At 45.6% G+C, this 10679-nt stretch carries 21 protein-coding genes; all 21 read right to left on the bottom strand.

Annotated features, from left to right (window positions below; translation table 11 throughout):
- Positions 1-11 precede the first annotated feature (11 nt).
- Complete coding sequence (locus tag OCU87_RS01425; protein ID WP_062690060.1) at positions 12-1040, bottom strand: glycosyltransferase family 4 protein; 1029 nt, start codon at positions 1038-1040, stop codon at positions 12-14.
- Between the two features lie 86 nt (positions 1041-1126).
- A complete protein-coding gene (gene rplQ, locus OCU87_RS01420; RefSeq protein ID WP_094956759.1) occupies positions 1127-1510 on the bottom strand; it encodes a 50S ribosomal protein L17 in 384 nt (127 codons plus the stop codon).
- Positions 1511-1543: 33 nt separating this feature from the next.
- Positions 1544-2533: a DNA-directed RNA polymerase subunit alpha gene (locus tag OCU87_RS01415; RefSeq protein WP_062690062.1), complete on the bottom strand. Its 990-nt coding sequence runs from the start codon at positions 2531-2533 to the stop codon at positions 1544-1546.
- 23 nt (positions 2534-2556) lie between these two features.
- Positions 2557-3177, bottom strand: a complete 621-nt coding sequence (rpsD, locus tag OCU87_RS01410) for a 30S ribosomal protein S4 (RefSeq protein WP_062690064.1) — start codon at positions 3175-3177, stop codon at positions 2557-2559.
- A gap of 32 nt (positions 3178-3209) precedes the next feature.
- Positions 3210-3599 (bottom strand): 30S ribosomal protein S11, encoded by a 390-nt coding sequence (gene rpsK / locus OCU87_RS01405; RefSeq protein ID WP_005370963.1) that lies wholly within the window; start codon positions 3597-3599, stop codon positions 3210-3212.
- 19 nt (positions 3600-3618) lie between these two features.
- A complete protein-coding gene (rpsM, locus tag OCU87_RS01400) occupies positions 3619-3975 on the bottom strand; it encodes a 30S ribosomal protein S13 (protein WP_094956758.1) in 357 nt (118 codons plus the stop codon).
- A 144-nt stretch (positions 3976-4119) separates the two neighbouring features.
- Entirely contained in the window at positions 4120-4233 is a 114-nt protein-coding gene (gene rpmJ, locus OCU87_RS01395) for a 50S ribosomal protein L36 (protein WP_000868186.1), read from the bottom strand.
- A gap of 30 nt (positions 4234-4263) precedes the next feature.
- Complete coding sequence (secY, locus tag OCU87_RS01390; RefSeq protein WP_062690068.1) at positions 4264-5589, bottom strand: preprotein translocase subunit SecY; 1326 nt, start codon at positions 5587-5589, stop codon at positions 4264-4266.
- A 22-nt stretch (positions 5590-5611) separates the two neighbouring features.
- Positions 5612-6046, bottom strand: coding sequence for a 50S ribosomal protein L15 (rplO, locus tag OCU87_RS01385; protein ID WP_094956757.1), 435 nt, complete (start codon positions 6044-6046; stop codon positions 5612-5614).
- Between the two features lie 5 nt (positions 6047-6051).
- Positions 6052-6231, bottom strand: coding sequence for a 50S ribosomal protein L30 (rpmD, locus tag OCU87_RS01380; RefSeq protein WP_048900858.1), 180 nt, complete (start codon positions 6229-6231; stop codon positions 6052-6054).
- Positions 6232-6236: 5 nt separating this feature from the next.
- The gene (gene rpsE / locus OCU87_RS01375; RefSeq protein ID WP_062690072.1) at positions 6237-6734 is read right to left on the bottom strand and encodes a 30S ribosomal protein S5; all 498 of its coding nucleotides are present in this window, start codon (positions 6732-6734) and stop codon (positions 6237-6239) included.
- Positions 6735-6746: 12 nt separating this feature from the next.
- Positions 6747-7100, bottom strand: a complete 354-nt coding sequence (gene rplR, locus OCU87_RS01370; protein WP_048900856.1) for a 50S ribosomal protein L18 — start codon at positions 7098-7100, stop codon at positions 6747-6749.
- 9 nt (positions 7101-7109) lie between these two features.
- Positions 7110-7643, bottom strand: coding sequence for a 50S ribosomal protein L6 (rplF, locus tag OCU87_RS01365; RefSeq protein ID WP_062690074.1), 534 nt, complete (start codon positions 7641-7643; stop codon positions 7110-7112).
- Between the two features lie 12 nt (positions 7644-7655).
- The gene (rpsH, locus tag OCU87_RS01360; protein WP_062690075.1) at positions 7656-8048 is read right to left on the bottom strand and encodes a 30S ribosomal protein S8; all 393 of its coding nucleotides are present in this window, start codon (positions 8046-8048) and stop codon (positions 7656-7658) included.
- Between the two features lie 36 nt (positions 8049-8084).
- Positions 8085-8390, bottom strand: coding sequence for a 30S ribosomal protein S14 (gene rpsN, locus OCU87_RS01355; protein ID WP_062690077.1), 306 nt, complete (start codon positions 8388-8390; stop codon positions 8085-8087).
- A 15-nt stretch (positions 8391-8405) separates the two neighbouring features.
- The gene (rplE, locus tag OCU87_RS01350; protein ID WP_062690079.1) at positions 8406-8945 is read right to left on the bottom strand and encodes a 50S ribosomal protein L5; all 540 of its coding nucleotides are present in this window, start codon (positions 8943-8945) and stop codon (positions 8406-8408) included.
- 15 nt (positions 8946-8960) lie between these two features.
- Positions 8961-9272, bottom strand: a complete 312-nt coding sequence (gene rplX / locus OCU87_RS01345; protein ID WP_062690081.1) for a 50S ribosomal protein L24 — start codon at positions 9270-9272, stop codon at positions 8961-8963.
- A gap of 12 nt (positions 9273-9284) precedes the next feature.
- Positions 9285-9656: a 50S ribosomal protein L14 gene (gene rplN / locus OCU87_RS01340; RefSeq protein ID WP_062690083.1), complete on the bottom strand. Its 372-nt coding sequence runs from the start codon at positions 9654-9656 to the stop codon at positions 9285-9287.
- A 163-nt stretch (positions 9657-9819) separates the two neighbouring features.
- Positions 9820-10071, bottom strand: a complete 252-nt coding sequence (gene rpsQ / locus OCU87_RS01335; protein WP_062690085.1) for a 30S ribosomal protein S17 — start codon at positions 10069-10071, stop codon at positions 9820-9822.
- Positions 10071-10262: a 50S ribosomal protein L29 gene (gene rpmC, locus OCU87_RS01330; RefSeq protein ID WP_048900848.1), complete on the bottom strand. Its 192-nt coding sequence runs from the start codon at positions 10260-10262 to the stop codon at positions 10071-10073. The genes rpsQ and rpmC overlap by 1 nt, the downstream gene beginning before the upstream one ends.
- Entirely contained in the window at positions 10262-10672 is a 411-nt protein-coding gene (rplP, locus tag OCU87_RS01325; protein ID WP_062690087.1) for a 50S ribosomal protein L16, read from the bottom strand. The genes rpmC and rplP overlap by 1 nt, the downstream gene beginning before the upstream one ends.
- Positions 10673-10679 lie beyond the last annotated feature (7 nt).

Below are 10679 nucleotides of genomic sequence, written 5' to 3'. Positions count from 1 at the left end.
CTGACTGTGAGTTACTCTGTTAGTTGATAAATAGCTTTCAATTGCGGCCACCGAGCTTCACAGCTATAAGTATCTTTAATATGTTGCTGTTGCTTAATGGCAACATCCAAGGCCAAAGCTTTGTCGTTATCAAAAGTCTTGACTATGTCAGCCAAGGTCTTCCATTTTGATTGTTCAACAATACAGTTGTTTGGTAATAAACGAGCAAGATCACCAACATCGGTCGCGATAGTAATCACCCCATGCGACATAGCTTCTAATGCGGCCATAGGTAAGCCTTCTGCACGAGAAGGCATCAGTAAAATATCTAACACATGCCAATGTTCAGCCATATCATCAACTCGACCATGCCAATGGATAGAGAATTTAGCGCTCAGGCTCTCAATACTCTGGAGCAATTCAACATCTTCACCATCACCATCACCGAAAACATGGTAATCACATCCATCATTTTGAGCCGCTAACCATAAAAACCGATCAATCCCTTTTACAGCGCACAGTCGCCCAACAAATCCCACCTGCAAACGGCGCGGCTTGCCAAACGGTAAGCAATCGACATTGGCGGAAATAGGAACGAAATTAGAAAGTAGCTCACACCGAGCTGGAATCGAAGATTGTATTGCTTGGCTAACTGCAAGGTTATACGACATAAAGCTAGAGACACGATTACACCATTCATAGAAAGCGACGCGGCCGAATGATGTTTCACCGGCGTGAAATGTCGTGACGATAGTGGAAGTAGTAAAAAAACGAAGGGCGCGGATAAAAATAGATGCTTTGTAACCATGTGCGTGCAGCACATCATCACCGTTCAATTGCTTTGCAAATGTGTATGCAGAATGAATTTTCTTGCCATAAGCATGCAAGAAATGAAAAGGGATAGCAGCATCCTCTAACTGCTGATACAGAGGGTGATCAACATAATGACGAATAAAAACAACGGTAACCGCTTGTTGCTTGTTTTTCAGTAAGCGAGCCAATTGTAGAACATGGCTTTCAATGCCACCAAAGCCTGAACTATCGAGTAGTAAGTAAATCACATCAAACTCCTTATGCTATCAAGAAATTCAATGCAAAAAAAAAGCCGAGTCTAAGACTCGGCTCTTTTTAATTTAACGGCTAGTGCTTATTCAGCAGCAGCTTCTTCCTTTGCAGGACGATCTACAAGCTCAATGTAAGCCATTGGGGCTTTATCGCCAGTACGGAAACCGCATTTAAGAATGCGAGTGTAACCGCCTGGGCGTTGAGCGAAACGTGGACCTAATTCGTTAAATAGTTTCGCAACGATCTCGTTATCACGAGTACGAGCGAATGCAAGACGACGGTTAGCAACACTGTCTGTCTTAGCTAGGGTAATCAACGGCTCAATTACGCGACGTAGCTCTTTTGCCTTAGGCAAGGTAGTCTTGATAAGTTCGTGACGTACCAGAGAGCTAGCCATGTTGCTGAACATCGCTTTGCGATGACTGCTGTTGCGGTTGAGTTGACGACCACTCTTACGATGGCGCATGACCTAATCCTTCTAACTAGATATCAGTAACTATTAATCTTCAGCGATTGATGCTGGCGGCCAGTTTTCTAAGCGCATGCCTAGAGACAGACCACGAGATGCCAGCACGTCTTTAATTTCTGTTAAAGACTTCTTACCAAGGTTTGGCGTTTTAAGTAGCTCAACCTCAGTGCGCTGAACAAGATCACCGATGTAATGGATCGCTTCTGCTTTCAAACAGTTAGCAGAGCGAACAGTTAGTTCAAGATCGTCTACAGGACGCAGTAGGATCGGATCGAACTCTGGCTTCTCTTCTTTCTCTTCAGGAACTCGTACATCACGTAGATCTACGAATGCATCCAGTTGCTCAGCAAGAATAGTTGCTGCGCGACGGATAGCTTCCTCAGGATCAAGCGTACCGTTTGTCTCCATATCGATTACTAATTTGTCTAGGTCAGTACGTTGTTCAACGCGAGCTGCCTCTACAGAGTAAGCGATACGGTCAACTGGGCTGAAAGTTGAATCAACTAACAGACGACCAATTGGACGCTCATCTTCTTCAGTGTGAATACGAGCAGATGCTGGTACATAGCCACGACCACGCTCTACCTTGATGCGCATGCTGATATCAGCATTGTCATCAGTTAGGTGGCAGATTACGTGTTCTGAGTTCGCAATCTCAACATCACCGTCGTGGGTGATGTCACCTGCAACAACAGGGCCTGCACCAGATTTGTTCAGAGTAAGGATAACTTCGTCTTTACCCTCAACCTTAACGGCTAGACCTTTAAGGTTTAGAAGGATCTCAAGAACATCTTCCTGTACTCCCTCTTTGGTGCTGTACTCGTGTAACACACCGTCGATTTCAACTTCAGTTACGGCACAACCCGGCATTGAAGAAAGTAAAATACGACGAAGAGCGTTACCTAAAGTGTGGCCAAAACCACGCTCTAGTGGCTCTAGAGTTACTTTTGCATGCGTCGTGTTAACTTGTTCGATATCAACAAGACGTGGCTTAAGAAATTCTGTTACAGAACCCTGCATTGTGTCCTCTCTTAACTATAGCCTTACTTAGAGTAAAGCTCGACGATCAGGTGTTCATTGATGTCGGCAGACAAATCAGAACGCTCTGGAAGACGCTTGAACGTACCTTCCATTTTGCTGTTGTCTACTTCGACCCAAGTCGGTAGTTCACGCTGCGTAGCAACTTCTAGAGCTGCTTTGATGCGTGCTTGGTTCTTAGCTTTCTCACGAATGCTAACAACGTCGTTAGCCGCTACCTTGAAAGAAGGAACGTTTACGACTTGACCGTTAACTAGGATCGCTTTGTGGCTTACCAGTTGACGAGATTCAGCGCGAGTTGCACCAAAGCCCATACGGTAAACTACGTTATCTAGACGACCTTCAAGAAGTTGAAGCAGGTTTTCACCTGTATTGCCCTTAATGCGAGCAGCTTCTTGGTAGTAGTTACGGAATTGTTTTTCTAGTACGCCATATGTACGACGAACTTTCTGCTTCTCACGAAGCTGAACGCCGTAATCAGATAGACGGCCACGACGAGCACCATGCTGGCCCGGCGCGTTATCAATCTTACACTTGGTATCAATCGCGCGAACACCAGACTTAAGGAATAAGTCAGTACCTTCGCGACGGCTAAGCTTCAGCTTAGGACCCAAATATCTTGCCATGTTCTTTCTCCAGTTTTCCTAAAAACGAAACGTTATACGCGACGTTTCTTAGGTGGACGACAACCGTTATGAGGGATCGGAGTCGCATCAACAATGTTAGTGATACGGAAACCCGCTGCGTTTAGAGCGCGGATTGTAGACTCACGACCAGGACCAGGGCCCTTAACCATAACTTCTAGGTTCTTAACGCCATATTCTTTGGCCATTTCACCACAACGTTCAGCAGCAACCTGTGCAGCGAACGGAGTAGATTTACGAGAACCACGGAAACCAGAACCACCTGCAGTTGCCCATGAAAGAGCATTACCTTGACGGTCAGTAATGGTTACGATTGTGTTGTTGAAAGAAGCATGAATATGCGCAACGCCATCAGCTACTTGCTTACGTACGCGCTTACGCGCGCGAGTTGGTTGTTTTGCCATTGTACTCTACCTTATCCGATTATTTTTTGATCGGCTTGCGCGGACCCTTACGGGTACGAGCGTTGGTTTTAGTACGCTGTCCACGTAGTGGTAGACTGCGACGATGACGAAGACCACGGTAACAGCCAAGGTCCATAAGACGCTTGATGTTCATGGAAACTTCACGACGTAGATCACCTTCTACAGTGTACTTAGCTACACCATCACGCAGTTGATCGATCTGCTCTTCATTCAGTTCACTGATCTTAACATCTTCAGCAATACCCACTTCAGCTAGAATAGCTTGAGAACGGGTTTTACCGATACCGTAGATCGCTGTTAAAGCGATTACAGAATGTTTATGATCAGGAATGTTAATGCCTGCAATACGGGCCACTATTCACTCCTAGTACTTTTCAAGAATAACCGCTGCAAAGCCCGTGTAGGATACGCAGCGGGGGTACAATTCTTTTGCACACACAAAAGATGGTTGGCTAATTTAGCCAACCTATCTTCAATTTGCAAGAAATATTTCTGCTAATTAGCCTTGGCGTTGTTTATGCTTTGGCTCGCTGCAAATTACACGCACAACACCGTTGCGCTTGATAACTTTACAGTTACGGCAGATTTTCTTAACGGAAGCACGAACTTTCATTGCTAAACTCCGTAAATGGAATAACCAGTCTTAACGGCCTGAGCCTTTAAGATTAGCCTTTTTCAAAACAGACTCATACTGTTGAGACATCAAAAGTGTCTGAACTTGAGCCATGAAGTCCATGATTACTACAACTACGATTAGTAGCGACGTACCGCCAAAATAGAAGCGTACGTTCCATGCAATCATCATGAACTCGGGGATCAGACATATAAAGGTAATGTACATTGCACCCGCTAGGGTTAAACGTGTCATCACTTTATCGATATATTTCGCAGTCTGCTCACCCGGGCGAATACCAGGTACGAACGCACCAGACTTCTTCAAGTTATCAGCTGTCTCGCGAGGGTTAAACACCAACGCGGTATAGAAGAAACAGAAGAAAATAATCGCAGCAGCATAAAGCATTACATAAAGCGGTTGACCTGGGCTTAAAGCCAGTGAAATTTCACTTAGCCAACCTAGGCTTTCATTTTGACCAAACCACTGTGCAAGTGTGCCTGGAAACAAAATGATGCTTGATGCAAAAATCGCTGGAATAACACCTGCCATGTTGATTTTCAACGGCAAGTGAGTGCTCTGCGCAGCAAAGACACGACGGCCTTGTTGACGCTTGGCGTAGTTAACGACGATACGACGTTGACCACGTTCCATGAACACTACAAAGTAAATTACAGCGAAAGAAATAACTGCAATTAACAGTAGAAGAAGTACGTGCAATTCACCTTGACGTGCTTGCTCTACGGTCTGTCCAATAGCCGGTGGCAAACCAGCAACGATACCAGTGAAAATAATCAAAGATATACCGTTACCAATGCCGCGTTCTGTAACTTGCTCACCTAACCACATTAAGAACATGGTACCGGTAACCAAACTCACAACCGCAACAAAGTAGAAACCAAGCCCAGGGTTAACCACCAGGCCTGGAATCATACTTGGTAACCCCGTCGCAATACCAATTGCTTGGAAGGTTGCCAAAACAAGCGTGCCGTAACGAGTGTACTGGCTAATCTTACGACGACCAGACTCTCCTTCCTTTTTCAACTCGGCTAACGCCGGGTGAACAACCGTTAGCAATTGAACAATGATCGATGCCGATATATACGGCATGATGCCCAATGCTAAGATTGATGCACGCTCAAGTGCACCACCAGAGAACATGTTAAACAGTTCAATGATGGTACCCTTTTGCTGTTCGAACAGATCGGCAAGTACAGCAGCGTCAATACCAGGAATAGGCACAAAAGAGCCAGCTCGGAAAATTAAGATAGCTCCTATTACGAATAATAGGCGAGTCTTAAGCTCTGCTAGGCCACCTTGTGCGCTACGAAAATCTTGTCCTGGTTGTTTAGCCATCTGTACCTCATCCTCGAGTTAATTATTCCTCGATTTTACCGCCTGCAGCTTCGATTGCAGCTTTTGCGCCTTTAGTCACGCGAAGACCTTTAACAGTCACAGAGCGTGCGATCTCACCAGAAAGAACAACTTTAACAAAAAGGATGTTCTTAGTAATGATGTTCGCAGCTTTTAGGCTGTTTAGATCAACTACGTCACTTTCAACATTCGCTAGCTCAGCTAGACGAACTTCAGCTGTTACCAAGCTCTTACGAGATGTAAAACCGAATTTTGGTAGACGCTGTTTCAAAGGCATTTGACCGCCTTCGAAGCCTGGACGCACAGAACCACCTGAACGTGATTTCTGACCTTTGTGACCGCGGCCACCAGTTTTGCCCAGACCTGAACCGATACCACGACCTACGCGCTTCGCAGAAGGCTTAGAACCCGCAGCCGGTGATAGAGTATTCAAACGCATTCTGATTACTCCTCAACTTTAACCATGTAGTAAACTTTAGCGATCATGCCGCGTACGCAAGCAGTATCTTCAAGTTCAACAGTGTGGTTGATACGACGAAGGCCTAAGCCACGCAAAGATGCTTTATGCTTCGGTAAACGACCGATAGAGCTCTTTGTCTGTGTTACTTTAATAGTCTTAGCCATGTCGATTACTCCAGAATTTCTTTGATAGAAAGACCACGCTTAGCAGCGATCATTTCTGGAGAGTTCATTCCACTTAGACCATCAATTGTTGCGCGAACAACGTTGATTGGGTTAGTAGAACCGTATGCTTTAGCTAGTACGTTACGGATACCCGCAACCTCTAGCACTGCACGCATTGCACCGCCGGCGATGATACCAGTACCTTCTGATGCAGGTTGCATGTACACTTTAGAACCAGTGTGGCGACCTTTAACAGCGTGGTGTAGAGTACCGTCGTTTAGCGCAACAGTAACCATGTTACGGCGTGCTTTTTCCATCGCTTTCTGGATTGCAGCAGGAACTTCACGTGCCTTGCCGTAACCAAAACCGATGCGACCGTTACCGTCACCAACTACTGTTAGTGCAGTAAAGCTGAAAATACGACCACCTTTAACCGTTTTTGAAACACGGTTAACAGCGATCAGCTTTTCAGCCAAATCTGATTGAGTTTTTTCGTTAGCCATCTTCCGCCTACCTTAGAATTTCAGACCAGCTTCACGAGCAGCTTCTGCTAGTGCAGCTACACGGCCGTGGTATTGGAAACCAGAGCGATCGAATGCAACGTTAGAGATGCCTTTTTCAATCGCGCGCTCAGCAATAGCTTTACCTACAGCTGTAGCAGCGTCCTTGTTACCGGTACTCTTAACTTGCTCGCGGATCGCTTTTTCTACGGTAGAAGCGGCAGCGATAACCTCGGAGCCATTAGGTGCGATAACCTGAGCGTACACGTGACGTGGAGTGCGGTGTACAACTAGGCGTGTAACGCCCAGTTCAGCAATCTTACGACGTGCACGGGTCGCACGACGGATACGAGATGCTTTCTTATCCATAGTGTTACCTTACTTCTTCTTAGCTTCTTTAGTACGCACATTTTCATCTGCGTAACGAACACCTTTACCTTTGTAAGGTTCAGGGCTACGGTAAGCGCGAATATCTGCAGCTACTTGACCAACTAACTGCTTATCAGTACCCGTAAGTACGATTTCAGTTTGTGATGGACATTCAGCTTTGATACCTTCCGGCAATTCGTGCTCAACTGGGTGAGAGAAGCCAAGGGTTAGACCTACAGCGTTGCCTTTGATAGCAGCACGGTAACCTACACCTTTAAGAATCAGCTTCTTAGTGAAACCTTCGGTAACACCAACAACCATGTTGTTAACTAGTGCACGAGCAGTACCTGCTTGTGCCCAAGCTTTATCGATACCTTCACGAGGACCGAATGTAATGGTGTTCTCTTCCTGGGTTAAAACTACTGCTTGGTTGATAACACGAACTAGTTCGCCTTTACCGCCTTTCACAGTGATTTCCTGACCGTTAAGTTTAACTTCTACGCCAGCAGGAATTACTACAGGTGCTTTTGCAACACGAGACATGTCCTACTCCTATTAAGCTACGTAGCAGATAATCTCACCGCCAAGACCCGCTTTGCGTGCAGCGCGGTCGGTCATAAGACCCTTGGAAGTGGAAATAACAGCAACACCAAGGCCACCCATCACTGAAGGTAGAGCATCTTTTTTCTTGTAGATGCGCAGACCAGGACGTGATACACGTTGGATTTGCTCGATAACTGGGTTAGCTTCGAAGTACTTAAGTGTAACTTCTAGCTCAGGCTTAACTTCACCAGTAACAGTGTAGTCAGCCACGAAACCTTCTTCTTTTAGAAGTGCAGCAATTGCAACTTTCTGCTTAGAAGATGGCATTTTAACAGCAACTTTTTGCGCTGCCTGACCGTTACGAATGCGGGTCAGCATATCCGAAATCGGATCTTGCATGCTCATAAGTCAATACTCCGTGATTCTAAATTGGTAAGTAAATTACCAGCTTGCCTTACGTAGACCCGGAATCTCGCCTTTCATGCAAGTTTCGCGAACCTTGATACGGCATAGACCAAACTTACGTAGGTAGCCGTGCGGGCGTCCTGTCTGGTTACAGCGGTTACGCTGACGAGAAGGACTAGAATCACGTGGAAGTGACTGAAGCTTAAGAACTGCATTCCAGCGGTCGTCTTCAGACGTGTTCACGTCATTAATTAGTGCTTTTAGCGCAGCACGCTTCTCAGCGAACTTAGCTACTAGCTTAGCGCGTTTAGTTTCACGCGCCTTCATCGATTCTTTAGCCATTAGTAACCCTTACTTTTACTTACGGAATGGGAAGTTAAAAGCAGAAAGCAGAGCATGAGCTTCTTCATCAGATGCTGCTGTAGTCGTGATAGTAATATCAAGACCACGCACTCGATCTACTTTGTCGTAGTCGATTTCTGGGAAGATAATCTGCTCGCGAACGCCCATGCTGTAGTTACCACGACCATCGAATGATTTCGGGTTAAGACCACGGAAATCTCGAATACGAGGTACAGCAATTGAAATTAGACGCTCGAAAAAGTCCCACATACGCTCGCCACGTAAGGTTACTTTACAGCCAATCGGGTAGCCCTCACGGATCTTAAAGCCAGCAACAGACTTACGAGCTTTAGTGATTAGCGGCTTCTGACCTGCAATAGCAGTCATGTCAGCAGCAGCGTTCTCTAAAAGCTTCTTGTCGTTGATCGCTTCGCCCACACCCATGTTAAGTGTGATTTTTTCGATCCTTGGGACTTGCATGATGCTCTTGTAATCGAACTTTTCAGAAAGCTCTTTTACAATAGACTCTTTGTAGTAATCATGCAGTTTCGCCATAGTACTACTCCAAACTTACTTGATAGTTTCGCCAGTCGACTTAAAGAAACGAACTTTTTTGTCGTCTTCAAATCGGAAGCCTACACGGTCCGCATTACCTTGACCGTTAACGATAGCAACATTTGATACGTCAATCGCAGCTTCTTGCTCTACGATGCCGCCTTGAACACCCATTGCCGGTACAGGCTTCTGGTGTTTCTTAACCATGTTGATACCTTCAACGATAACTTTACCGGTTGCTAAAACCTTAGTTACCTTACCTTTCTTGCCTTTATCTTTACCAACAAGAACGATAATTTCGTCGTTACGACGGATTTTTGCTGCCATTTTGATCGCTCCTTACAGTACTTCAGGCGCTAGTGACACAATTTTCATGAATTTCGAGTTACGAAGTTCACGCGTCACAGGGCCAAAAATACGAGTACCGATTGGTTGCTCACTTGTGTCGTTCAACAGTACGCAAGCATTACGGTCAAAGCGAATGACAGAGCCGTCTGGACGACGAACGCCTTTACGGGTGCGTACAACCACCGCCTTCAGAACATCACCTTTCTTAACTTTACCGCGAGGAATTGCTTCCTTCACAGTAACTTTGATGATGTCACCGATATGTGCATAGCGACGGTGAGAACCACCCAGAACCTTAATACACATTACGCGACGAGCGCCGGAGTTATCGGCTGCTTCAAGCGTACTTTGCATTTGGATCATGTTAGTGCTCCGCTTATTTTAAAACATCTAAACCCTTTCGGATCGATATGCCTTTTCTTCAAAGGCGGCGAATGATAACACCATTTTCGACCGATGGGTAGACAAAAAATAAACGACCCCAAACTTTCTCAGGGCCGTTTGTTTAGTTAGTTGCTAAGTTCGCTTAACCGCGAGCTTTTTCAACTACACGTACCAGTGACCAAGACTTAGTCTTAGACATTGGACGACACTCACGAACTTCAACAGTATCGCCTAGGCCACACTCGTTGTTTTCGTCATGTGCGTGAAGTTTAGTCGTGCGCGTGATGTACTTACCGTAGATCGGGTGCTTCACTTTACGCTCGATTGCAACAACAATAGACTTATCGCCTTTGTCGCTAACAACACGACCAAGCTGAGTACGAATTTCGCTCATTATGCGCCAGCCTTTTCAGTCAGAACGGTTTTAACACGTGCGATATCGCGACGTACAGCTTTTAGAGTGTGAGTCTGCTGTAGTTGACCAGTCGCAGCTTGCATGCGCAAGTTAAACTGTTCACGTAGCAGGCCAACAAGCTCAGCATTAAGTTCTTCAACGCTTTTCGCGCGCAGATCTTGTGCGTTCATCACATCACCGCCTTAGTTACAAATGTTGTCTTGATTGGTAGCTTACGTGCAGCAAGTTTAAAAGCTTCACGAGCTAGATCTTCAGAAACACCATCCATTTCATATAGAACTTTACCTGGTTGAATTTGAGCAACCCAGTATTCTACGTTACCTTTACCTTTACCTTGACGAACTTCAAGAGGCTTAGATGTAATAGGTTTGTCTGGGAAAACACGAATCCAGATCTGGCCTTGACGTTTGATATGACGAGTCATAGCACGACGAGCAGCTTCAATTTGGCGAGCAGTCAAACGACCACGACCAACAGCTTTAAGACCAAATGTACCGAAGCTTACGTCAGTACCGTTCGCTAAACCGCGGTTACGACCTTTAAAAGTCTTGCGGAATTTAGTGCGTTTAGGTTGCAGCATCAATAAA

It is taken from the genome of Photobacterium sanguinicancri (genome assembly GCF_024346675.1).
GTDB classification, from domain to species: Bacteria; Pseudomonadota; Gammaproteobacteria; order Enterobacterales; family Vibrionaceae; genus Photobacterium; species Photobacterium sanguinicancri.
This window is presented reverse-complemented; position numbering and strand designations above follow the sequence as displayed.

Bases quoted from the DNA above. Each gene is read 5' to 3' on its own strand.
- rplQ (WP_094956759.1), bottom strand. From the start codon at position 1,510: ATGCGCCATCGTAAGAGTGGTCGTCAACTCAACCGCAACAGCAGTCAT.
- OCU87_RS01415 (WP_062690062.1), bottom strand. From the start codon at position 2,533: ATGCAGGGTTCTGTAACAGAATTTCTTAAGCCACGTCTTGTTGATATC.
- rpsD (WP_062690064.1), bottom strand. From the start codon at position 3,177: ATGGCAAGATATTTGGGTCCTAAGCTGAAGCTTAGCCGTCGCGAAGGT.
- rpsK (WP_005370963.1), bottom strand. From the start codon at position 3,599: ATGGCAAAACAACCAACTCGCGCGCGTAAGCGCGTACGTAAGCAAGTA.
- rpmJ (WP_000868186.1), bottom strand. From the start codon at position 4,233: ATGAAAGTTCGTGCTTCCGTTAAGAAAATCTGCCGTAACTGTAAAGTT.
- secY (WP_062690068.1), bottom strand. From the start codon at position 5,589: ATGGCTAAACAACCAGGACAAGATTTTCGTAGCGCACAAGGTGGCCTA.
- rplO (WP_094956757.1), bottom strand. From the start codon at position 6,046: ATGCGTTTGAATACTCTATCACCGGCTGCGGGTTCTAAGCCTTCTGCG.
- rpmD (WP_048900858.1), bottom strand. From the start codon at position 6,231: ATGGCTAAGACTATTAAAGTAACACAGACAAAGAGCTCTATCGGTCGT.
- rpsE (WP_062690072.1), bottom strand. From the start codon at position 6,734: ATGGCTAACGAAAAAACTCAATCAGATTTGGCTGAAAAGCTGATCGCT.
- rplR (WP_048900856.1), bottom strand. From the start codon at position 7,100: ATGGATAAGAAAGCATCTCGTATCCGTCGTGCGACCCGTGCACGTCGT.
- rplF (WP_062690074.1), bottom strand. From the start codon at position 7,643: ATGTCTCGTGTTGCAAAAGCACCTGTAGTAATTCCTGCTGGCGTAGAA.
- rpsH (WP_062690075.1), bottom strand. From the start codon at position 8,048: ATGAGCATGCAAGATCCGATTTCGGATATGCTGACCCGCATTCGTAAC.
- rpsN (WP_062690077.1), bottom strand. From the start codon at position 8,390: ATGGCTAAAGAATCGATGAAGGCGCGTGAAACTAAACGCGCTAAGCTA.
- rplE (WP_062690079.1), bottom strand. From the start codon at position 8,945: ATGGCGAAACTGCATGATTACTACAAAGAGTCTATTGTAAAAGAGCTT.
- rplX (WP_062690081.1), bottom strand. From the start codon at position 9,272: ATGGCAGCAAAAATCCGTCGTAACGACGAAATTATCGTTCTTGTTGGT.
- rplN (WP_062690083.1), bottom strand. From the start codon at position 9,656: ATGATCCAAATGCAAAGTACGCTTGAAGCAGCCGATAACTCCGGCGCT.
- rpsQ (WP_062690085.1), bottom strand. From the start codon at position 10,071: ATGAGCGAAATTCGTACTCAGCTTGGTCGTGTTGTTAGCGACAAAGGC.
- rpmC (WP_048900848.1), bottom strand. From the start codon at position 10,262: ATGAACGCACAAGATCTGCGCGCGAAAAGCGTTGAAGAACTTAATGCT.
- rplP (WP_062690087.1), bottom strand. From the start codon at position 10,672: ATGCTGCAACCTAAACGCACTAAATTCCGCAAGACTTTTAAAGGTCGT.